This window comes from Amycolatopsis sp. M39 (genome assembly GCF_001651785.1).
GTDB lineage: Bacteria > Actinomycetota > Actinomycetes > Mycobacteriales > Pseudonocardiaceae > Amycolatopsis > Amycolatopsis rubida.
This window is the reverse complement of record NZ_LWSF01000006.1, coordinates 434,442-456,656: the sequence shown is the minus strand read 5'-3', so window position 1 is coordinate 456,656 and position 22,215 is coordinate 434,442. Positions and strand designations below refer to the sequence as shown.

Sequence of the window (22,215 nt, the reverse complement as noted above, 5' to 3'; positions counted from 1 at the left end):
CTTCGGGCGGCACTCCGGGCGACGCTGTCGGACTGCTGGTCACTGACGTCCCTTCCCCGTTGACCTGTGGCGACCCGGATGCTACACCTATGCAACGCATTTTGCGCAACGTCCGTTGCAATATACGCAACCGAGGTCCCAGATGAACAGCAACGCCGCTCTCACCGCCGCCGTCCGAGCCGGGCGCGGCGAACGGATCGACTGGCGCTTCCGCGCTCTCCCCCCGGCGCTGTCCGGGCTCACTCTCGACGAAGCCGCGGCCCGCCGCGCGAAGCTCTTCGACGACGGCTTCTTCGGTCCGTTCGTGGTCATCGACGCGGCCGCGATGGAGCACAACCTCGCCACCATGGCCCGCTGGTGCGCCGAACGCGCCGTCGCGCTCGCGCCGCACGGCAAGACGACGATGGCTCCGGAGCTGTTCGCCCGGCAGCTGGAGCACGGCTCGTGGGGCATCACCGCGGCGAACGCCGGGCACGTGCGGATCTACCGCGCGTTCGGCGTGNTCGGCGTGCCGCGGATCCTGCTGGCGAACCAGCTCGTGGACCCGTCCGCGCTGCGCTGGCTGGCCGGCGAACTGGCGGCGGATCCGGACTTCGAGTTCGTCTGCTGGGTCGACTCGGTGCGCAGTGTCGAGCTGATGACCGAAGCGCTCGCCGGCGCCGAGCGGCCCGTCGACGTGCTGGTCGAACTGGGCGGCGAAGGCGGCCGCACCGGTGTCCGCGACGCCGCGACTGCACTGGCTGTCGCTGAAGCGGCGGCGAAGAGCCCGGTGCTGCGCCTGCGCGGCACTGGCGGGTACGAAGGCGCGCTGTCGCACCACACCGACGATGCGGCTCTGGCGAAGATCAGTTCCTATGTGGACAGTCTTCGCAACGCGACGATTACCTTCGCGGAGAAGGGTTTGCTCGCTGACGGACCGGCGTACGTCACCGCGGGCGGCAGCGCGTACTTCGACCGCGTCGTGGACGAGCTGACCAAGCCGTGGCCGGACGGGCTCGAAGTGGTCCCGATCCTGCGCAGCGGCGCGTACCTGACGCACGACGACGGCTTCTACCGCGAGATCTCCCCGCTCGGCCAGCACCCGCGCATCGCTGGCGTCGACAGCTTCCGTCCGGCATTGCACGCATGGGCGCAGGTCACGTCGAAGCCGACCCCGGAGCTGGCACTGCTCACCGCGGGCAAGCGCGACCTCCCGTACGACGAAGGCATGCCGGAGCCGCAGTTGCTGCGCAAGGACGGCGTGGTCACCGGACTGACCGGGCACACCGTCCCGAAGCTCAACGACCAGCACGCATTCCTCGAACTGCCGGAAGGGTCGCCGGTCGAGGTCGGCGACTGGGTGCGGCTCGGGTTGTCGCATCCCTGCACGACGTTCGACAAGTGGTCTCTGCTGCCGGTCGTGGACGCCGACGGCGAGACGGTGGTCGATTTCGTGCGGACGTGGTTCTGATGGATCTGGTCATCCGCGGCGCGCGTGTCGCCGACGGAACCGGCGCCCCGCTGGAGATCCGCGATGTCGGGATCACCGGCGACCGCATCGGCGACGTCGCCGCGCCGGGAGAGCTGACCGCGCCGCGCGTGCTCGACGCGACCGGCCAGGTCCTCTCCCCCGGCTTCATCGACATGCACTCGCATTCCGACCTGCAACTGCTCGCCAACCCGGAGCACCTGGCGAAAATCACCCAGGGCGTGACCACCGAGGTGCTGGGCCAGGACGGTCTCTCCTACGCCCCGGTCAACGACGAGGTTCTCGCGAGCCTGCGCCAGCAGCTGGCCGGATGGAACGACGACCCGGCGGGCTTCGACTGGAACTGGCGTTCGGTCGGCGAGTACCTCGACCGGCTCGACCAGGGCATCGCGACGAACGCCGCGTACCTGGTCCCGCAGGGCACGGTGCGGATGCTGGCGGTGGGCTGGGAAGACCGGCCCGCCACCGAAGCGGAGCTGGCCCGGATGAAAGAACTCGTCGCGACCGGGCTGGAAGAAGGCGCATTCGGCCTGTCGTCCGGCTTGACCTACACGCCCGGGATGTACGCGACCACCGAAGAATTGGTCGAGCTGTGCCGCGTGGCCGGCGAGCGCGGCGGCTACTACAGCCCGCACCACCGCAGCTACGGCGCGGGCGCGCTGGAGGCGTTCGCGGAGATGGTCGACGTCTCCCGCCGCTCCGGCTGCCCGCTGCACCTCGCGCACGCGACAATGAACTTCTCCGTCAACCAGGGCAAAGCACCGGATCTGTTGCGGCTGCTGGACAACGCACTCGACGACGGCTGCGACATCACCCTCGACACCTACCCCTACCTTCCCGGCGCGACCTACCTGTCCGCCCTGCTGCCGAGCTGGTCCACCGAAGGCGGGCTGGAGCCGACGCTCGCCCGGCTGTCCGATCCGGACACTCGCGAACGCATCCGCGCCGAGATCGAAGAGTCCGGTTCGGACGGTGCGCACGGCGTGCCGATCGACTGGGACGCCATCGAAATCAACGGGGTGCGCCGCGCGGAAAATGCCGCATTGGTGGGACACAGCGTCCTCGCCTCCGCGCGCGCCGCGGGGAAGACCCCGGCAGAGCTGTACTTCGACACGCTGATCGAGGAAAAGCTCGGCACGTCCTGCCTCATGCACGTGGGGCACGAGGAGAACGTGCAGGCCATCATGCGGCACCGCACGCACACCGGCGGCTCGGACGGCCTGCTGGTCGGCGCGCGGCCGCATCCCCGCGCGTGGGGCACCTTCCCGCGGTACCTCGCCCGCTACGTCCGCGAGTTGGGCGTTCTCGAACTGGCCGACTGCGTCGCGCACCTCACGGGCCGCGCGGCACGGCGGCTGGGGCTGACCCACCGGGGCCTCGTCCGCCCCGGTTACTCGGCCGACCTGGTGCTGTTCGACCCGGACAGGGTCGCCGACACCGCGACATTCGACAATCCGCGGCAGCCCGCCGCGGGCCTGCACCATGTCTTCGTCAACGGCGTCGCCGCCCTCGAAGACGGATCCCCCACCGGCGCGCTCGCCGGGCATTCCCTCCGCCATCCCGGGAGTCGACGATGATCCACTGGCTGCAGACCAGCACGGCCGGTCTGCTCACGCTGGCCGCGGTGTCCATCGCGGTGCTGCTTGTCCTCATCATCAAGGTGAAGCTCGAACCGTTCATCGCCCTGATCGTGGTGGGCCTGCTCACCGCGCTGGCCGCGGGCGTGCCGGTCGGCACCCTGGTCGGCACCGCGCAGAAGACGTCCGATTCGCTGCTGGAGAAGGGTTTCGGCAGCATTCTGGGGCACATCGCGGCGATCATCGGGCTGGGCACGCTGCTCGGCTCGATCCTGGAGAAATCCGGCGGGGCGCGCGTGCTCACCTCGGCGCTGCTGCGGACCTTCGGCGAGAAACGCGCTCCGCTCGCGATGGGTCTGTCCGGGCTCATCTTCGGCATCCCGGTGTTCTTCGACATCGGTATTTTCGTGCTCGCGCCGCTGGTTTACGCGGCGGCGAAGCAGGGCGGCCGGTCGATCGTGCTGTACGCGATGCCGTTGCTGGCCGGGCTTTCCATCACACACGCCTTCATCCCGCCGCACCCGGGCCCGGTCGCCGCGGCCGGACTGCTGCACGTGGATCTCGGCTGGCTGATCCTGATGGGNATGGGCGCGGTCTGCGGCATCCCGGCCTGGTTCGTCGGCGGCATCCTGTACTCGACGTGGATCGGCAAGCGCGTGAACGTGCCGCTGGCCGAGGACTTCGCGAAGCTCGCGGGCGAAGAAGGCGAGCGAGAGGGCCCCGCGCCGTCGCTCAAGCTGGTCGGCGGGATCATCGCGGTGCCACTGGTGCTGATCCTGGTGGGCACGTTCGGCAGCATCCTGCTGCCCACGGGGTCCACCGGCGCGGGCATCGCGGCGTTCCTCGGCACCCCGGCCATCGCGCTGACCATCGCGACCATTCTCGCCTCCTGGCTGCTCGGCCGCCGCCGCGGGATGAGCGGCGCGGATCTGGCCCAGCTTTCGGCGAACGCGCTGCGGCCGGTCGCGATGATTCTCCTGGTGGTCGGCGCGGGTTCGTTCTTCGGAGCGGTGCTGTCGGCCACCGGCATCGGCAAGGCGGTGGCCGGTTCCCTCGGCGACGCCGGGCTTCCGGTGCTGCTGGCGGCGTACATCATCAGCTGCGGCATGCGCATCGCCCAGGGTTCCGCGACGGTCGCGATCGTGACCACGAGCGGCATCGTCGCGCCGACGGTCATGGAGCTGCATTATTCGCAAGCACAACTGGCGCTCGTGGTGGTCGCGATCTCGGCCGGGTCGATCATCGCCTCGCACGTGAACGACGGCGGATTCTGGATCGTGTCCCGGTATTTCGGGCTCACCGTGACCCAGACCCTGAAAACCTGGACGGCTTTGGAAACAGTCCTTTCCCTGAGCGGTTTCGGTGTGGCAGCATTGGTGATGGCATTGGTCTGAACCACATCGGCACAGGTTCCGGGGGTATTCGATGACCGAGATTTCCCGCCGCACGTTCGTCGGAGCAGTCGGCGCGGCCGGAGCCGCCGCCGTGGCGGGCGCACAGCTCGCCACGGCAGCGTCCCGGCCGCGCGCGGCCACGACGGTGTACGTCGGCAGCTACACCACCAGTTCACCGGCAGGCCACGGGCTCGACGTCACCCAGCGAGCGGCGGGAAGCCCCGCGCTCACGCCGGTGCGCACGGTCGGAAAGCTGACCGACGTCTCCTGGTTCGACCGGACTCGCGACGGCCGGATCCTGTACGTCACCAACGAAAACGAGGGCGCGGAGACCGGCACGGTGTCCGCATTGGACATCTCCGACCCGAGCCGGCCGAAGCTGCTCGGGTCGACGTCCTCGAAGGGCGGCTCGCCCACGCACCTTTCGGTGCACCCGAGCCAGAAGTACGTGCTGGCCGCCAATTACGGCTCCGGCAGCGTCGTCGTGCTGCCGATCGAGTCCGGCGGCAAGCTCGGCGCGGCCACTGACCTGCAGCAGCACGAGGGCAAAGAGCCGCACGCGCACCAGGTGGTCACCGATCCGTCCGGCAAGTGGGTGCTCGCGGTCGACCTCGGCACCGACTCGGTGTACGTCTACTCGTTCGACATCGGCAAGGGGAAGCTGAAGCTGCACAAGCAGATCACTCTCCCCGCCGGAGCCGGGCCGCGGCACCTCGCGTTCCACCCGAACAGCAAATTCGCCTACGTAGCCCAGGAACTGCGGCCGGAGATCACCGTCGCCAGCTGGGATTCCGCGACCGGCACGGTCAAGCCGATCGCCGTGGTTCCCGCCGTTCCGCCAGGCAGCACCGGCGAACTGTACCCCGGCGAGATCACCGTGTCGCGCGACGGGAAGTTCGCCTACGCCACCGTGCGCGGACCCAACACCGTCGCCGCCTTCACCGTCGGCGACGGCGGGGCCGGGCTCACCCTGGTCTCCTCGGCGCCGTCCGGCGGAAACTGGCCGCGGCACCTCGCGCTGGACCCGGACGAGAAGTGGTTCTACGTCTCCAACCAGCGCTCCGGCACCGTCACCTGGCTGCCGCGCGACCCGGCCACCGGACTGCCCGGCAAGTCCGCGGGCTCGCTCGCCGTCCCCAACGTCAATTCCGTCTTCTTCGTCTGAGAAAAACCGGGGCTGTCACGCCGCACAGCCCTGTCTTTTCCGGTCTCCGACCGGTCCCCGCGACAGGAGTCACCGATGAAGCTGCGTTCTGTCCTGCCCGCTGTCGCCACGCTGGCGTTGCTCGCCGCGTGCGCGCCCACCCAATCCGGCCCGGCCGCCGCCGGCGGAAACCAAACCGACGGCACGCTCAGAGTCTGGCTGTTCGACGAAGCGAACCGCGCGCCGAAGGAGGCCGCGGTCAAGGAAGCGATCACCGAATTCGAAGCCAGCCACTCCGGGGTGAAGGTCGACGTGCAGTGGGTCCCGGTCGAGGGCCGCGCGGACAAGTTCTCCGGCGCGTTCAACGACCCGTCCAACGCCCCCGACGTCGCCGAATTCGGCAACACCGACGTCTCCAGCTACGCGCAGACCGGCGCGTTGTCCGACCTCGCCAAGGACATCTCGAACTGGTCCGACGGCAAGGACCTGCTTCCCTCCGTGGTGGACACCGCCAAGGCGAACGGGAAGATCTACGGCATTCCCTGGTACACCGGCATCCGCGCGTTGTACTACCGCACCGACGTGTTCGCCGAACTCGGCCTCAAGCCGCCGGCGACGCTGACCGAGCTGACCGAGGACGCGCGCAAGATCCGCGAGAAGAAGCCGGATCTGTACGGCATCGCCACCGGCGGCAAGTACACCTACGCGATGCTGCCGTTCATCTGGGCCAACGGCGGCGAACTGGCCAAACAGGACAATGGCAAGTGGACGTCCACTGTGGATTCTCCGCAGGCCAAGGCCGGCGTCACCGCGTACGCGAACCTGATCAAGGACGACATCTGCCCGCCCGCCGCCTGCGCCAACCTCACCGGCACGCAGAGCGTCACCGCGTTCGCCGGCGGCAAGGCGGGCATGGTGATCGGCGGCGACTTCAACCGCAAGGCCGTCGAAAAGGGCGCGGTGAAGGGCAAGTACGCGATCATGCCGCTGCCCGGCGCCACCCCGGACTCGGTCGCGCCCGCGTTCGCCGGCGGCAACCTGCTCGGCGTGTTCGGCGCGAGCCAGCGGCACGGGCTCGCGGTGCAGTTCGCCGAACTGCTGGCCGGCGTCAAGTACCAGGAGAAGATGTACGCGGCGATGGGCAACCTGCCCACTCTCGCGTCGGTGCAGAAGAAGCTCGCCGCCAGCGACCCGACGCTGAAGGCCTTCGTGGACACCCTGACCGCGGGCACGAAGTTCGTGCCGAGCACCCCGGCGTGGTCGAAGATCGACAGCCAGAACGTCCTGCCCACCGCCGTGCAGCAGATCGCCACCGGCGGCAAGGACGCGAACGCCGCACTGGCCGACGCCGCCGCGGCGATGAACAAGAACTTCGGCTGACCCGTGGCCGCAGTCCGTTCCGCGACCGTCCGCCGCGACGGCCGCGCGGCCCTTCGTTACCTGCTGCCGGCGGGCATCCTGCTCGCCGCGCTGCTGGTCTACCCGATTTACCAGCTGGTCGTGATCTCGCTCTACGACTACGGCCAGCCGCAGGCGGCGGGCGCGGCCCCGCTGGTGTTCCTCGGCCTCGGCAACTACGCGAACCTGCTCGCCGACGTCCAGTTCTGGACGGTGCTCGGCAAGACTGTCGGGTTCGCCGCGGCCTGCGTGCTCGGCAGCCTGGTCCTCGGCACGGCACTGGCCGTGCTGGCGAGCCGGGTCCGCGCGCTGCCGCGCACGCTGCTGTTCCTGGCGGCGCTCGGCGCGTGGGCGACCCCGGCGATCGCCGGCTCGTACGTCTGGCTGTTCCTCTTCGACACCGATTTCGGCCTGGTCAACGAGGTGCTCTCGGGCATCGGGTTCAGCGGGATGGAGCACCATTCCTGGACCTTCGGCACCTTCGGCACGTTCGGGCTGGTCGCCGCCGAGGTGATCTGGTGCTCGTTCCCGTTCGTGATGGTGACCATGTACGCCGGGATCAGCGGGGTGCCGAAGGAGACGCTGGAGGCCGCCGCGCTCGACGGCGCGTCGGTCTGGCGCACCTCGTGGTCGGTGGTCCTGCCCGCGGTGCGGCCGCTGCTGACCATCGCGACCGTGCAGTCGATCATCTGGGACTTCAAGGTGTTCACCCAGATCTACGTGATGACCAACGGAGGCGGCATCGCCGGGCGCAACCTGATCCTGAACGTCTACGCCTACCAGCAGGCGTTCGCCGGGCAGGAGTACGGGCTCGGCTCGGCGATCGGGGTCGTGATGACCTTGCTGCTGTTGTCGATCACCGGGCTCTACGTCCGGTCCCAGCGCCGGAGTGCCGCATGGCTCTGAAAGTGCGCCGCCCCGCGCGGCTCGTCGCCGAAATCGTGACCGTGGTGATCGCCGGGATCGTCGCGTTCCCGCTGTACTGGATGGTGCTCTCGGCGTTCAAACCGGCCGGTGAGATCCAGTCGGCGCATCCCAGACCGTGGACGTTCGCGCCGTCGCTGGACAGTTTCCAGCGTGTGCTCACGGTGTCCGGATTCGGCCGGTTTTTCCTGAACAGCCTCGTGGTCGCGGTTGTCGTGGTGCTGCTGTCCCTGGTGTTCTCGTTCCTGTCCGCGGTGGCGCTCACCCGGTTCCGGTTCCGCGGCCGCGGAGTGCTGCTGGTGATGCTGCTGGTGGCGCAAATGGTGCCGGTGGAAGCGCTGACCATCCCGCTGTTCTTCCTGATGCGCTCGGTCGGCGCCGCGGTGCCCGCGTTCGGGCTCAACCAACTGGGCTCGCTCGTGCTGGTGCACCTGGCGTTCAGCCTGCCGTTCGCGATCTGGATGCTGCGCGGGTTCGTCGCCGCGGTGCCCGCCGAACTGGAGGAAGCGGCCACTTTGGACGGTGCGTCGCGGCTGCGGTTCACCTGGCAGATCCTGTTCCCGCTCGTCGCGCCCGGGCTCGTGGCGGTGAGCGTGCTCGCGTTCATCCACGCGTGGAACGACTTCCTGTTCGCCAAGACGTTCATCATCTCCAAGACCGAAAACCAGACTCTGCCGCAGGCGATCCTGGTGTTCTTCAAACCGGAGGACACCGACTGGGGAGCCGTGATGGCCTCGTCCACCCTGATGACGATTCCCGTGCTGGTGTTCTTCGTGCTGGTGCAACGGAAACTCATCGGCGGGACCGCCGGGGCCGTGAAGGGATGACCATGTCCGGTTTCGCCGCTCTCCTGCCCCGCCCGGTGTCCGCGGAGGCGGTGCCCGGCACCTGCCCGTGGCCCGCTCCGGTGCAGGTCCGCACGGCCCCGGATCTCCCCGCCGAGGGCTACCGGCTGCACATCACGCCGGACGGCGTCACTCTCGAAGCAGCCGGTGCCGCGGGCGAGTTCTACGGCCGCCAAACCCTGCGTCAGCTGGCCGGTCCGGACGCGTTCCGTGCCGCCTCGATCCACAATGGACCATCCGAGCTGCCGTGCGGGACGGTCACCGACCATCCGCGCTTCGCCTGGCGCGGCTGCCTCTACGACGTGTCCCGGCACTTCCGGACGAAAGCCGAGGTGCTGCGGTTCGTCGATCTGCTCGCCGCGCACAAGATGAACGTGCTGAACCTGCACCTCACCGACGACCAGGGCTGGCGGATCGAGACGCCGGAGTTCCCCCGGCTCGCCTCCGTCGGCGGCTGGCGGAAATCGTCGATGGCCGGCAGGCACGACGGACCGGAACGCGACGGCCGCCCGCACGGCGGTTACTACACTGTGGACGATCTGCGCGAGATCGTCGCCTACGCCGCCTCGCGAGCGGTCACCGTGGTGCCCGAAGTGGACATTCCCGGACACGCCCGAGCCGCCATCACCGCGTACCCGGACCTCGGCCCGGCCAGCGACGTGCCCTGGGAGGTCTGGACTTCCTGGGGCATCAGCACCTCGCTGCTGGACCCGTCGGAGTCCACTCTGGACTTCTTCCGCAAGGTCTTCGACCACGTGCTGGACATCTTCCCGTCTCCGGTGATCGCGCTCGGCGGGGACGAGGTGCCCGGCGTCACCGCGGCGCACCACCGGTTCGTCCGGGCGATCGCCGGCCATCTCGTCGCGCGCGGCCGCACCCCGATGGGCTGGGACGAGGTCCTCGACGGCGGCGACCTGCCGGCGATGGTGATCGGCGTGTGGCAGGACCGCGAACGCGCCTCGCTGGCGTGGAAGGGCGGGCACGAAGTGGTGTTCTGCCCCGAGGACGGCGTGTACCTCGACCACCGNGACCACCGGCAAAGCGACCACCCGGACGAACCGATCCCGGTCGGATACCTGCAGGATCTCGAACATTTCTACGGTTTCGAGCCCGAGTCCGGGCCGCGCGTGCGCGGGGTCCAGGCGCAGCTGTGGTCCGAACACCTGGACACCGTGCGGCGGACGGACTACGCGGCGTTTCCGCGGCTGTCGGCGTTCGCCGAGGTCGCGTGGAGCAGCGGGCCGCGCGACTACGCGGAGTTTCTGCCCCGGCTGCGGGAGCACCACCTGCCGCGGCTGGACGCGCTCGGCGTGGAGTACCGGCCGCTCGACGGGCCGCACCCGTGGCAGACCCGGCCGGACGCGCCGGGACGGCCCCGCTGATCCCGCGGGTCAGGCGGTCGGGTGCTTCAGGATTACCGAAACCTCGATCGCCTGGCCCGAGCCGAAGCTGGGAGCCAGCGTGCTGATCGCCTCCCAGCCGTCCTCGCCCAGCTCGGTGAGGTCCTCTTCGGTCTTGCCGTAATCGAAGCCGTTCACCTTGAGCTTGTCCGTCTGCACCTGGCAGGCCCAGGCAGCACGCGCCGCCGGGCCATATAGGTCGTTATACGCCAGCTGGGCCGAGGAACGTCCCGCCGGTCGCGTCGACGACCTGCCCGGTGACCCAGCGCGAGTCCGCCGAGGCCAGGAACGCGACCACGTCCGCGATGTCGGCGGGTTCGGCGATGCGCCGGAGCGCGGACGCGTCCGCCGTCCCCGCGCGCATCCGCTCGTCGGCGAATATGTGCGCGGTGCTGTCGGTCGGCGTCGGGCCGGGGGCGACGCCGTTCACCGTGATCCCCCGCTGGCCGAGTTCCTGCGCCAGGCTGCGGGTGAACACGTCGAGCGCGCCCTTCGTCATGCTGTACGCCAGTTCGAACGGCAGCGCGATGCGCGTGTCCGCGGACGAGATGTTGACGATCCGGCCGCCGTCCCGCAGCACCGGCACCAGGCGCTGCACCAAGAAAAACGGCGCCTTGACGTTCACCGCGAACACCCGGTCGAACTCCTCCGGCGTCGCGGAGGTGATCGAACCGGCACCGGTCGCCGCGTTGTTGACGAGGATGTCGAGCGCGACCTCGCCGGTGCGTTCGCGCAGTTCCGCCGAGAGACGGTCGAACAGCGTCGCCGCGTCTCCGTCGACACCCAGCGTCGCCTGGACCGCGAACGCCTGACCGCCGTTTTCCTCGATCGTCGCGACAGTGTCCTTGGCCGCGGCCTCGTCACTGCCGTAGTGCACGGCGACCAGCGCACCGTCGTGCGCCAGCCGAGTCGCGACGGCCCGGCCGATGCCCTTGCTGCCGCCGGTGACCAGTGCGCTCTTCTGCGTCATTTTCGTTCCCCTGTCAGTGGTGTGAACTTCGATGTCCACACCTTCGAGGGGCGCGCTTACCGTCCGCGCACGAAGCGCTGACGGGCTCAGCCAGGCTTCAGCCGGTACCAGACCTCCGGCCGTCCGACCTGCCCGTATCGCGGTTCGCGCTGGGCCAATCCGTTGTCCGCCAAGTACTCCAGGTACCGCCGCGCGGTGACCCGGGACGCCCCGATCGCGCTGGCCGCACCGCCCGCGGACAGACCTTCGCCTGCCCCGGCCAGCGCGTCGGTGATCGCGTCCAGCGTCTCCGCGCTCATGCCTTTCGGCAGCGGCGCGGACTCGGTGGTGCGCAGCGTGCCGAGCGCGCGGTCGATCTCCGCCTGCCCGGTGACCTCGCCGGACGCCTCGCGGAACGACGCGTAGCGCTCCAGCTTGTCCCGCAGCGAGGCGAAGGTGAACGGCTTCAGCAGGTACTGCACGACCCCGACCGAGACCGCCGCCTTGACCAGAGCGAGGTCGCGCGCGGACGTCACCGCGATGACGTCGATCGGCAGCCCGGCCGCGCGCAGCGAACGGCAGACAGCGAGGCCGTGCGTGTCGGGCAGGTAGAAGTCCAGCAGGACCAGGTCGACGGGTTCGCGTTCGCAGAACCGCAGCGCCTCGCCGCCGGAATGCACCACTCCGGCGACGACGAACCCCGGCAGCCGCTCGACGTACAGCCGGTGCGCCTCGGCCGCGACCGGCTCGTCTTCCACCACCAGCACCCGGATCACGCCGGCACCTCCTGCCTCGGCAACCGTACGGTGAACACCGCGCCGCCGTCGCGTCCGACGTCGATAGTGCCGCCGTAGCGCCGGACCGCCTGCACCACCAACGCCAACCCGAGACCGTGCTCGTCCCCCGCCTTCGTTGACCAGCCCCGGCGGAACATCTCCCCCACCGCTTCCTCCGGCACGCCCGGACCGTTGTCCGCGACGCGCAGCAGCAGACCGTCCTCTTCGGACCGTGCGGTGACCACCACCGACGGCCGCGTGCCGGATTCCCGCACCACAGCGTCGATTCCGTTGTCGATCAGGTTGCCGAGGATCGTCACCAGGTCCCGCCCGGCGACACCGGGGCCGAGGTCGTCGATCATCGTGTCCGGCGTGATGGTGAACTCCACGCCGCGCTCGCTCGCCTCCGCGGCCTTGCCGAGCAGCAACGCGGCCAGCACCGGTTCGGCGACCGCGGTCATCACCCGGTCGGTGAGTTCCTGCGCCAGCGCGAGTTCGGCGGTCGCGAACTCCACGGCGTCCCCGGGACGGCCGAGTTCCACCAGCGACACGACCGTGTGCAGCCGGTTCGCGGCTTCGTGCGCCTGCGACCGCAGCGCTTCGGCGAGGCTGCGCGCGGTGGTCAACTCGCCGGTGAGAGCCTGAAGTTCGGTGTGGTCGCGCAGGATCACGACGGTGCCCTGCGCGCGGCCGCCGGAGCTGACGAGCGTCGTGCTCACGACCAGCACCCGCGAGTCGGTCAGGTGCAGTTCTTCGGTGCGGTTCTCCGGCGCGGTGAACGCCGCCGCCAGCTCGGGCGACAACCCCAGGTCAGCGAGCGGCCGCCCGACCGGGGCGCCGGTCAGCCCGAGCAGGGTGCGGGCGCCGTCGTTGCACAGCCCGACCCGGCCGTCGCGGTCCACCAGCAGCACGCCCTCGCGGACCGAATGCAGCACCGCTTCGTGGTATTCGAACAGATTGCTCAGCTCCGCGGGCGCGATGCCGCGCGTCTGCCGCTTCAGCCGCGCGCTCACCAGCCAGCCCCCGCAGGCGCCCACCAGCAATACCGCCGCCGCGACGCCGAGCAGCGGCCAGACGCGTTCCTGCACTTCGGCCGAGATCGCCGCGATCGTGATGCCCACCGCGACGAGCGCGACCACCCGGCGGTTCGCGTCGAACACCGGCACCACCACGCGCACCGACGGGCCGAGCGAACCGGTGTAGGTCTCGGATACGACACCGCCCTGCTGCGCCGCCTCGATGTGCCCGAGGAACCGCTGCCCGATCAACGCCGGATTCGGGTGCGTGTAACGGATTCCTTGCGACGACATGATCGTCACGAAGTCCACGCGCGTGTCCACGAGCACCCGCTGCGCGTACGGCTGCAGCTCTGCGGCCGGGTCGGCGGTGGCCGCTGCCCGCGCCACGTCCGGTGCGTCGGCGATGGAACGGGCCACCGCGAGCGACTGCTCCCCGGCCCGGTCGGTCGTCGTGCGGCGGGCGTCGAGATAGGCGATAGTGATCCCGCCGGAGACGAGCACGAGCAGGATCGCCAGCTGCAGCACCAGCAGCTGACGGGCCAGGCTCCAGCGGCTCGTCCGGATCCGAGGTGTCGGGGGCACCCGCTCATACCAGCACACGCGCGGGTCCGGCAGCGCTCCGGCGCCGCTGCCGGGAAGTCCACACCGGACTTCTCCCGCCGCGAACTCAATGAACACAACGGTGACGCCGGTCATATCGCCCCGCATAGTGACCCGCGTCCCCCCACCGAGCTGGAGGCAACGGTGCCGACACCGACCCCCGAAGCAGCCGCGCCCAAGCGCGACCGCACGCGTTACCTGTACCTCGCCGTGATCGCCGCCGTAGTGCTCGGCGTCGCGGTCGGGCTGCTCTGGCCGTCCGTCGGCAAGAGCCTCGCCCCGCTGGGCACCGGCTTCGTCAACCTGATCAAGATGATGATCTCGCCGATCANCATCGGCTCGGTCGCGAAGGCGGCGAAGGTCGGCAAGGTCGGCATCACCGCACTCGTCTACTTCATCGTGATGTCGACGTTCGCGCTCGCGATCGGGCTCGTCGTCGGCAACCTGCTGCACCCGGGCAGCGGCCTGCACCTCAACCCGGCGGACGTGTCGAAGGTGCACCAGCAGGCCGACGGCGGCGAGGGCACCACCGACTTCCTGCTCGGGATCATCCCGAAGACCTTCGTGTCCGCGTTCACCGAGGGCGAGGTGCTGCAGACGCTGCTGGTGGCGCTGCTGGCCGGGTTCGCGCTGCAGAAGCTCGGCAAGCGCGGCGAGCCGATCCTGCGCGGCATCGAGCACATCCAGCGGCTCGTGTTCCGCGTCCTCGCGATGATCATGTGGGCCGCCCCGGTGGGCGCGTTCGGCGCGATCGCCGCGGTGGTCGGCGCGACCGGCTGGGGCGCGCTGCGCAGCCTGCTGGTGATCATGCTCGGCTTCTACCTGACGTGCCTGGTGTTCGTGTTCGGCGTGCTCGGCGCGGTGCTGTGGCTCGGCGCGCGGGTCAACATCTTCAGCCTGCTGCGGTATCTCGGCCGCGAATTCCTGCTGATCCTGTCGACGTCCTCTTCGGAATCCGCACTGCCGCGGCTGATCGCGAAGATGGAGCACCTCGGCGTCAGCAAGCCGGTCGTCGGCATCACGGTGCCCACTGGGTACTCGTTCAACCTCGACGGCACCGCGATCTACCTGACGATGGCGACGCTGTTCATCGCCACCGCGCAGGACCAGCCGCTCGCGCTCGGCGAGCAGATCACGTTGCTGCTGTTCATGATCATCGCTTCGAAGGGCGCGGCGGGCGTCAGCGGCGCCGGCATCGCGACGCTGGCCAGCGGCCTGCAGTCGCACCGCCCGGAACTCGTCGACGGCGTCGGCTTCGTCCTCGGCATCGACCGGTTCATGTCCGAGGCGCGAGCGCTGACGAACTTCGCGGGCAACGCGGTCGCGACTGTCCTCATCGGATCGTGGATGAAGGAATTCGACCGCGACCGCTCGCGGGAAGTGTTCACCGGCCGGGTTCCGTTCGACGAAGCGACCCTGCTCGACGAAAAACCGGCCGAGCCCGCTCAGCCCGTCCCGGCGAACGCCTGAGACCCAGTCCGCTCCCGGACCCCTTCCCTCCGGGCGCGGACTGTTTCGGCGCCGCGGCCGTGCGCGTCCCCCGTGCGCACGGCCGCGGCGCCTTTCCCGTTCAGCAAGCAGTGCGGCCGTCGTACCCCTGCCGCGAAACCGCGATCGCCTCGCGATGCCGCTCCGCCCAATCGACCAGCCCGGACAGCGAGTCGTACAGTTCGCGCGCCATCTCGGTCGCCTCGTACTCGACCCTCGGCGGCACCGTCGGGTAGACCGTCCGGGTCAGCAGCCCGTCGCGTTCCAGGTTCCGCAGGGTAAGCGTGAGCATGCGGCGGCTGATCCCCCGCACCGAGCGTTCGAGTTCGGTGAACCGCACCGGGCCGCGCGTGGCCTCCAGCAGGATGCCGATCACCCATTTCCCGCTGATCCGGTTCACGACCTCCATCACCGTGCACACCGCGAACTTGGCCGGGTCGAAGTCCGTGGCCTCGCCGGTCACAGCGATGTTCCCCTGGGACATGAAAGTGCCTCCTTCCGCGGTGCTCCATGGTCACACATGATGGGCACTGTAACAAGAGATGCCCTGGCTACGACCAGCGGAAACTCTCCCTGCGCCGGTGATGGAGGACCTTGTCATGCCCGAAACCGCGCGGCATCGCGGCGCGGCGCTCGCCGTGCTGTCCGCCGCCTCGCTGATGGTGGTGCTCGACAGCTCGATCGTCGCGGTCGCCCTGCCGGTGATCCAGACCGACCTCGGCTTCAGCGCACCCGGGCTGGCCTGGGTGGTCAACGCCTACCTCGTCGCGTTCGGCGGCCTGCTCCTGTTCTCCGGGCGCCTCGGCGATCTGGTCGGCCGGCGGCGGGTGTTCCTCGCCGGCATCGTGGTTTTCACCGCCGCTTCGCTGGCTGCCGGCCTTTCGCCCAACGCCACCACGCTGGTGGTCACGCGGTTTGTTCAAGGCGCCGGCGGGGCCCTGACGTCAGCGGTCGTCCTGGGCATGATCGTGACGCTCTATCCCGAACCGCGCGCCCGCGTCCGCGCGATCGGCGTTTACAGCTTCACCCAGGCCGCGGGTGCGTCAATCGGCATGGTCGCGGGCGGCGCGCTCACGCAAGGCCTCGACTGGCACTGGACCTTCTACATCAACCTGCCGATCGGCATCGCCACGCTCGTCCTGACTCCGCTGGTCGTCGTCTCCGACCAGGGTCTCGGCCTGCGCACCGGCATCGACGTCCTGGGCGCGCTCCTGGTCACCGCCGGAGTCATGCTGCTGGTGCTGGGCATCGTGCAGGCAGGCGACGCCGGGCGGAGCTTCCTGACCATCGCGACTCTTGCGGCGGCGGTCGTCCTGCTCCTGCTGTTCCTGCTGCGCCAGGCCCGGACGCGAACCCCGTTGCTGCCACTGCGCTTGCTCCGGGTGCGCGCGATCAGCGGGGCCAACCTGACCATGGTCGTGATGGTCGCTGGATTCTTGGGATTCCAGTTCGTCACCGCCCTGTACCTGCGGCAGGTCCTCGGCTTCGACGCTCTCACCACGGGTTTCGCCTTCGTCCCGGCGCCGGTCATGATCGCCGCGTTCTCGCTCGGCCTGGCCGGCTGGCTGAACAGCCGTTTCTCCCCGCGCGCGGTCCTGGTCGCCGGTCTGCTGACGACGTCGGCCGCCTTCCTGTACCTGACCCAAGCCCAGACCTCCGGCGGCTACGCATCGCACGTGCTGCCGTCGCTGATCCTGATGGGCGCCGGGGCGGGGGTGGCGATCCCGGCGCTGATGAGCTTGGCGATGTCCGCCGCGACCCCCGACGACTCCGGCGTGACTTCGGGGTTGATCACCACGACCCAGCAGGTCGGCGGCGCGCTGGGAACCGCCGTGCTGGCCTCCGCCGCCGCGACCCGGACCGCCGGGTCGCTGGGCGCAGGTGCTTCGGAGAAGGAGGCGCTGGCGTCGGGATTCCGGATGGCTTACGGCTTCAGCGCCGGGTTGACCGCTCTCGCCGCGATCCTCGCCGCGGTGCTCCTGGGCCGCCGAGCCGCCGCTGCCGCCGCCGAACCGGTCGCGTCGTGAGCGGCGATGCCGGTCCTAACCGGCATCGCCGCTCACGAGATAACCGGCCAGCCCGTGGCGCCCGCGCCGCATCATCCACGCGTGATTGGCGCGAAAGAACGGCCGGGCGACGACGTCCAGCCTGCGCAGCAATGGTTTCCGCACCTGAACGTGCTGCCTGATCTCCAGCCGGGAACCTCCGTCCTCGGCACGGATCGCCCCGGCGAGCATCCCGTCGAGGTCCCCGCTCAACCGGACGCGCACCCGCAGGCCCGCCGCGTCCTGCTGCTCCCGGCGCATCGCGATGACGATCCGGTACGGCAACCAGGACCGGCAGACGATCTGGGCGGTGTCGTCGTCGAGCTGGCGCACCGACTGGACGTCCGGCCACCACCGCGGGTAGGACTCCAGGTCGACGATCGCGTCGAACACCCGCTCCGGCGGAGTCGGCAGCCACCATTCGCTCCGGAAGGAGTACTCGGCGTCGCTCTTCTTCTCGAAGACCACAGTCCGCCCCCTTTCTCCCGATCAGCGGAACGCGTGCTTGTCGATCTTGACCGCCGTTTCCTAGGCTGACCATCCCTGGGGTACGCCGCCGCCTGAACCATCGAGGAGGCCTGCCGTGCCGACAGCCGCCCGAACCGCCCTCGCCGCACTGCTGACCGCGACGCTAGTCGGCTGCGCCACCCCTTCGCCGCCACCGGCCGCTCCCGCCTTCACCGCGACCCTCACCTCGCCCACGAACGTCGTCCTGCACTGGCCTGCCGACCCGGCCGCGGCGGGCTACCTCCTCGAATACGCCAACGCCGCCGACGGACCGTGGACCGCGCTGCAGTACCTCCCGCCCGGCCGGACTTCTTATACCCACCCGGACCTGATCCCGGAAACGCCGTTCTACTACCGGATCCGGTCCTTCGCCGGTCCGGTGTCGCCGACCGTCACGGCGGGCCGCGCTTCCCGGTCCGGCACCGCCGCCCAGCAGTCCGCCCCGGCCGACCTCGCCGCGACCCCGGCCCCCGGCCAGAACCTGCACTTCAGCTGGACCGACCGCTCGCCCGACGAAGCCGGTTTCCTGCTGGAGATCCGCCGCCCAGGCACGCCGGACTTCGTCCCGGTCGAGGTCACCGATCCCAACGCTACGCACTGCGCGCTCTCGCTCTTGCCCGGCGAACAAGGCTCGGCCTTCCGCCTCCGCGCCCTGTCCTACGGACCGCTCTCCCCCGTCGTCGAGCGCACGACCGGGAAGGACTGACCCTTCGGCCGCGCAGCGAAGAGCCGCCCGGCACGGGGACCGGGCGGCTCTTCGCTGCGACAGATTTCCGCCGCGGATCAGGCCGGGTTCAGCACCTGCGCGAGGAACTCGCCGGTGTAGCTCCCCTCCGTGGCCGCGACCTGTTCCGGCGTGCCCTCGGCGATCACGGTTCCGCCGCCGGAGCCGCCTTCCGGACCCATGTCGACGATCCAGTCGGACGTCTTGATCACATCGAGGTTGTGCTCGATCACGATCACCGTGTTGCCCTTGTCCACCAGCCCGTTGATCACGCCGATCAGCTTGCTGATGTCCTCGAAGTGCAGGCCGGTGGTCGGCTCGTCGAGGATGTAGACGGTCTTGCCGGTGGAGCGCTTCTGCAGTTCGCTGGCCAGCTTGACGCGCTGCGCCTCGCCGCCGGACAGGGTCGGCGCGGGCTGGCCGAGGCGGACGTAGCCGAGACCGACGTCGACGAGGGTCTGCAGGTGCCGGTGGATCGCCTTGATCGGCTCGAAGAACTCGGCCGCCTCCTCGATCGGCATGTCCAGCACGTCGGACACGGTCTTGCCCTTGTAGTGCACCTCAAGCGTCTCCCGGTTGTACCGGGCGCCCTTGCACACCTCGCACGGGACGTAGACGTCCGGCAGGAAGTTCATCTCGATCTTGATCGTGCCGTCACCCGCGCACGCCTCGCAGCGGCCGCCCTTGACGTTGAACGAGAAGCGGCCCTGCTGGTACCCGCGGACCTTCGCCTCGGTGGTGGCCGCGAACAGCTTGCGCACGTGGTCCCACACGCCGGTGTAGGTGGCCGGGTTGGAGCGCGGCGTGCGGCCGATCGGCGACTGGTCGACGCGCACCAGCTTGTCGACGTTGCCGAGGCCGTTGACCCGGGTGTGGCGGCCCGGGACCTGGCGCGCGCCGTTGAGCTTGTTCGCCAGCACCTGCGCGAGGATGTCGTTGACCAGCGTCGATTTGCCGGACCCGGACACGCCGGTGATCGACACCAGGCAGCCGAGCGGGAACGACACGTCGATGCCGCGCAGGTTGTGCTCGCGCGCGCCGACCACGGTGAGCTGCCGCTTCTTGTCGACCGGCCGCCGGATCGCCGGCACCTCGATCTGGCGCCGCCCGGACAGGTACGCGCCGGTGATCGATTCCTTGTTCTTCAGGATCTTCTTGTACGGGCCGCTGTGCACGATGTGCCCGCCGTGCTCGCCCGCGCCCGGGCCGATGTCGACCACCCAGTCGCTGGACCGGATGGTGTCCTCGTCGTGCTCGACCACGATCAGGGTGTTGCCGAGGTTGCGCAGCCGGGTCAGCGTCTCGATGAGCCGGTGGTTGTCGCGCTGGTGCAGCCCGATCGACGGCTCGTCCAGCACGTACAGCACGCCCACCAGTCCGGAGCCGATCTGCGTCGCCAGCCGGATGCGCTGCGCCTCGCCGCCGGAGAGCGTGCCGGAGGCGCGGTCGAGCGACAGGTAGGTGAGCCCGACGTCGAGCAGGAAGCGCAGCCGCGCCTGGATTTCCTTCAGCACCGCGCCCGCGATCATCGCCTCGCGCGGGCCGAGCACCAGTTCGTCGAGGAACTCCGACGCCTCCGCGATGGACAGCGCGCAGACCTCCGCGATCGACCGGTCGCCCTGCGTCGCGTGCTCCAGCGTGACCGCGAGGATCTCCGGCTTGAGCCGCGTGCCCTGGCAGGCCGGGCACGGCACCTCGCGCATGTAGCCCTCGTACCGCTCGCGCATGTACTCCGAGTCGGTCTGCTCGAGGCGCCGCTCCAGGAACGGGATGACTCCCTCGAAGGCCGCGTAGTACGAGCGCTGCCTGCCGTACCGGTTGCGGTAGCGGACGTGCACCTGCTCGTCGACGCCGTGCAGCACCGCCTTCTGCACCCGGGCGGGCAGCCGCCGCCACGGCGTGTCCATGCGGAACCCGACCGCCTCCGACAGCGATTCCAGCAGCCGCAGGAAGTAGTCGGCGCTCTGCCCGCCCGCCCACGGCGCGATGGCGCCTTCGGCGAGGGACAGCTCGTCGTCGGGAACCACCAGTTCCGGGTCGACCTCCTTGCGGATGCCGATGCCGGTGCACTCGGGGCACGCGCCGTAGGGCGAGTTGAACGAGAACGACCGCGGTTCGAGGTCCTCGATCGCCAGCGGGTGGCCGTTGGGGCAGGCCAGGTTCTCGGAGAAGCCGCGCACGCGGTGCGGGTCGTTCTCGCCGAGGTCGACGAACTCCAGTTCGACCAGGCCGTCGGCCAGCCGCAGCGCCGTCTCCACCGAGTCGGTGAGCCGCTGCCGCGCGCTGGTCTTGACCGCGAGCCGGTCGATCACCACGCCGATCTGGTGCTTTTCCTGCTTCTTCAGCTTCGGCGGGTCGGTGAGCGGATGCACCGTGCCGTCGACCACCACGCGCGCGTAGCCCTGCTGCTGCAGGTTCTGGAACAGGTCGAGGTACTCGCCCTTGCGCCCGCGCACCACCGGCGCGAGCACCTGGAACCGGGTGCCCTCGGCCATCTCCAGCACCTGGTCGACGATCTGCTGCGGCGTCTGCTTGCTGATCGCCTCGCCGCACTTCGGGCAGTGCGCCTTGCCGGCGCGGGCGTAGAGCAGCCGCAGGTAGTCGTAGACCTCGGTGATGGTGCCGACGGTCGACCGCGGGTTGCGCGAGGTCGACTTCTGGTCGATCGACACCGCGGGCGAGAGGCCCTCGATGAAGTCGACGTCCGGCTTGTCCATCTGGCCGAGGAACTGCCGCGCGTACGCCGACAGCGACTCCACGTACCGCCGCTGCCCCTCGGCGAAGATCGTGTCGAAGGCAAGGCTCGACTTGCCCGACCCGGACAGGCCGGTGAACACGATCATGCTGTCGCGGGGCAGATCGAGATCCACGCCGCGGAGGTTGTGCTCGCGCGCTCCGCGAACAACGAGGCGATCAGCCACGCCTTCGTCCCTTCCATCGTTCTGCTCGGTGGCCCGCCGGGAGATCCGGTGCCGACGGACGTGCCCAGGGTAGGGACGACCACCGACAAAAACCGGACCGCACGTGTTCTGCCTGGGCTTTTCCGCTCTCCGGGGGCCGGGGGAAGCGGCCCGCGGCGGGGTCGCCGGACGCTGTCGGAGGCCCCGCGCGGCAGAGCGGATGCGCGGGCTGGCCCGGTTCCACGATACAGGTCGGCGCAGGCCGCCCGGCCCGGGTGCACGGCCCCCGGGACCGGGCGCGGGGCAGCGCCTTCCGGCGGGTTTCGCGAAAAGTGCCGCCCCCTGCCGATACGTTCCGGGCGTGGCGAGCGACGAAGCCGGAGCCGTGCGGATCTACGCGGCGGGGAAAGGCGGCGACCACCCGGGACCGGGCGGCTGGTCCGCGCTGCTGGCCTACGGCGACCATCGGAAAACCCTCACCGGCGGGGCGGCGGACACGACTGCCGCCCGGATGGCGCTGACGGCCGCGGTAGAAGCACTCGAAAGCCTGAAAAGACCGGTCCGCGTGCACCTCTACGGCGACAGCGAGCATCTCCGCGCCGCGCTGGACAGCCAGGGGCCCGACGACCTCGTCCCCCGGCTCCGCGCCTGCGCTGCCCGGCACAAGATCACCTGGCGGGCAGCCGGGGACCCGGCCGCCCGCACCCAGCTCGCCGAACTGGCCGGCCTCGCGACGGCAGCCCGCCCCACCGGACGCCCGCCCGCGCAGCCGGAGGACGGCGAATGCCGGCACGGCATGACGAAGGCCTACTGCGCCGACTGCCGCCAGCTCGACGCCGGCGTGCTGCCGACCGGCTACCGCACGGCGGGCGGCAGCGCCTACCACAACGACGACGGCTGCTACTGGCTGCGCAGGGGCCAGCAGCGGCAGGAGCGGATGGGCCGCCACACCCACGAGATCGTCCGGATCGCCCGGGCGTCGGTGCTCCCTGGCGAACTCGAACCGTGCGAGCACTGCTGCACGACGGAATGGCTGCGACGGAATCGGCGCGGCTGA

At 70.0% G+C, this 22,215-nt stretch carries 19 protein-coding genes; 12 read left to right on the top strand and 7 right to left on the bottom strand.

Going from position 1 to position 22,215, the window contains the following annotated elements:
* Positions 1-142 precede the first annotated feature (142 nt).
* The 8 genes from A4R44_RS19245 (at position 143) to A4R44_RS19210 (ending at position 10,132) form a co-directional block, all read left to right on the top strand.
* Positions 143-1,450, top strand: a complete 1,308-nt coding sequence (locus tag A4R44_RS19245) for an amino acid deaminase (protein ID WP_067582177.1) — start codon at positions 143-145, stop codon at positions 1,448-1,450.
* A complete protein-coding gene (locus A4R44_RS19240) occupies positions 1,450-3,045 on the top strand; it encodes an amidohydrolase family protein (RefSeq protein ID WP_067582174.1) in 1,596 nt (531 codons plus the stop codon). Before A4R44_RS19245 ends, A4R44_RS19240 begins: the two co-directional genes overlap by 1 nt.
* On the top strand, positions 3,042-4,439 hold the full coding sequence (locus tag A4R44_RS19235; RefSeq protein ID WP_067582172.1) for a GntP family permease: 1,398 nt from the start codon (positions 3,042-3,044) through the stop codon (positions 4,437-4,439). The genes A4R44_RS19240 and A4R44_RS19235 overlap by 4 nt, the downstream gene beginning before the upstream one ends.
* 31 nt (positions 4,440-4,470) lie before the next feature.
* On the top strand, positions 4,471-5,604 hold the full coding sequence (locus tag A4R44_RS19230) for a lactonase family protein (RefSeq protein WP_067582169.1): 1,134 nt from the start codon (positions 4,471-4,473) through the stop codon (positions 5,602-5,604).
* 75 nt (positions 5,605-5,679) lie between these two features.
* Positions 5,680-6,963 (top strand): extracellular solute-binding protein, encoded by a 1,284-nt coding sequence (locus tag A4R44_RS19225; protein WP_067582166.1) that lies wholly within the window; start codon positions 5,680-5,682, stop codon positions 6,961-6,963.
* 3 nt (positions 6,964-6,966) lie between these two features.
* On the top strand, positions 6,967-7,887 hold the full coding sequence (locus A4R44_RS19220; protein ID WP_067582165.1) for a carbohydrate ABC transporter permease: 921 nt from the start codon (positions 6,967-6,969) through the stop codon (positions 7,885-7,887).
* Entirely contained in the window at positions 7,878-8,732 is an 855-nt protein-coding gene (locus A4R44_RS19215) for a carbohydrate ABC transporter permease (protein ID WP_067582162.1), read from the top strand. Before A4R44_RS19220 ends, A4R44_RS19215 begins: the two co-directional genes overlap by 10 nt.
* 2 nt (positions 8,733-8,734) lie before the next feature.
* A complete protein-coding gene (locus tag A4R44_RS19210; protein WP_095213450.1) occupies positions 8,735-10,132 on the top strand; it encodes a beta-N-acetylhexosaminidase in 1,398 nt (465 codons plus the stop codon).
* Positions 10,133-10,141: 9 nt separating this feature from the next.
* Here the strand turns inward: A4R44_RS19210 and A4R44_RS19205 are convergent, their stop codons facing one another.
* The 4 genes from A4R44_RS19205 to A4R44_RS19190 all read right to left on the bottom strand — a co-directional run bounded on the left by A4R44_RS19205 (position 10,142) and on the right by A4R44_RS19190 (position 13,476).
* Positions 10,142-10,309 carry a hypothetical protein gene (locus A4R44_RS19205; RefSeq protein ID WP_198545346.1) on the bottom strand — a complete coding sequence of 56 codons (168 nt, stop codon included), beginning with the start codon at positions 10,307-10,309 and terminating at the stop codon, positions 10,142-10,144.
* 43 nt (positions 10,310-10,352) lie between these two features.
* On the bottom strand, positions 10,353-11,120 hold the full coding sequence (locus A4R44_RS19200; protein WP_067582158.1) for an SDR family oxidoreductase: 768 nt from the start codon (positions 11,118-11,120) through the stop codon (positions 10,353-10,355).
* A gap of 86 nt (positions 11,121-11,206) precedes the next feature.
* Entirely contained in the window at positions 11,207-11,875 is a 669-nt protein-coding gene (locus A4R44_RS19195) for a response regulator (RefSeq protein WP_067582155.1), read from the bottom strand.
* On the bottom strand, positions 11,872-13,476 hold the full coding sequence (locus tag A4R44_RS19190; RefSeq protein WP_067582407.1) for a sensor histidine kinase: 1,605 nt from the start codon (positions 13,474-13,476) through the stop codon (positions 11,872-11,874). The genes A4R44_RS19195 and A4R44_RS19190 overlap by 4 nt, the downstream gene beginning before the upstream one ends.
* Before the next feature lie 162 nt (positions 13,477-13,638).
* On the opposite strand from A4R44_RS19190, the gene A4R44_RS19185 reads away from it, so the two are divergent.
* Positions 13,639-14,964 (top strand): cation:dicarboxylate symporter family transporter, encoded by a 1,326-nt coding sequence (locus tag A4R44_RS19185; RefSeq protein WP_067582153.1) that lies wholly within the window; start codon positions 13,639-13,641, stop codon positions 14,962-14,964.
* A 100-nt stretch (positions 14,965-15,064) separates the two neighbouring features.
* On the opposite strand, the gene A4R44_RS19180 is transcribed toward A4R44_RS19185, so the two are convergent.
* The gene (locus A4R44_RS19180) at positions 15,065-15,466 is read right to left on the bottom strand and encodes a helix-turn-helix domain-containing protein (RefSeq protein ID WP_067582149.1); all 402 of its coding nucleotides are present in this window, start codon (positions 15,464-15,466) and stop codon (positions 15,065-15,067) included.
* Positions 15,467-15,581: 115 nt separating this feature from the next.
* Between A4R44_RS19180 and A4R44_RS19175 the strand changes: the two genes are divergently transcribed.
* Positions 15,582-17,009: an MFS transporter gene (locus A4R44_RS19175; protein WP_067582403.1), complete on the top strand. Its 1,428-nt coding sequence runs from the start codon at positions 15,582-15,584 to the stop codon at positions 17,007-17,009.
* Between the two features lie 15 nt (positions 17,010-17,024).
* Here A4R44_RS19175 and A4R44_RS19170 read toward each other — a convergent pair whose 3' ends face one another.
* Entirely contained in the window at positions 17,025-17,495 is a 471-nt protein-coding gene (locus tag A4R44_RS19170; RefSeq protein WP_067582147.1) for an SRPBCC family protein, read from the bottom strand.
* A 115-nt stretch (positions 17,496-17,610) separates the two neighbouring features.
* Here A4R44_RS19170 and A4R44_RS19165 point away from each other — a divergent pair, with 115 nt between their 5' ends.
* A complete protein-coding gene (locus tag A4R44_RS19165; RefSeq protein WP_095213440.1) occupies positions 17,611-18,240 on the top strand; it encodes a fibronectin type III domain-containing protein in 630 nt (209 codons plus the stop codon).
* A 77-nt stretch (positions 18,241-18,317) separates the two neighbouring features.
* On the opposite strand, the gene uvrA is transcribed toward A4R44_RS19165, so the two are convergent.
* Entirely contained in the window at positions 18,318-21,179 is a 2,862-nt protein-coding gene (uvrA, locus tag A4R44_RS19160) for an excinuclease ABC subunit UvrA (RefSeq protein ID WP_067582145.1), read from the bottom strand.
* 340 nt (positions 21,180-21,519) lie between these two features.
* Between uvrA and A4R44_RS19155 the strand changes: the two genes are divergently transcribed.
* On the top strand, positions 21,520-22,215 hold the full coding sequence (locus A4R44_RS19155) for an RNase H family protein (RefSeq protein WP_067582142.1): 696 nt from the start codon (positions 21,520-21,522) through the stop codon (positions 22,213-22,215).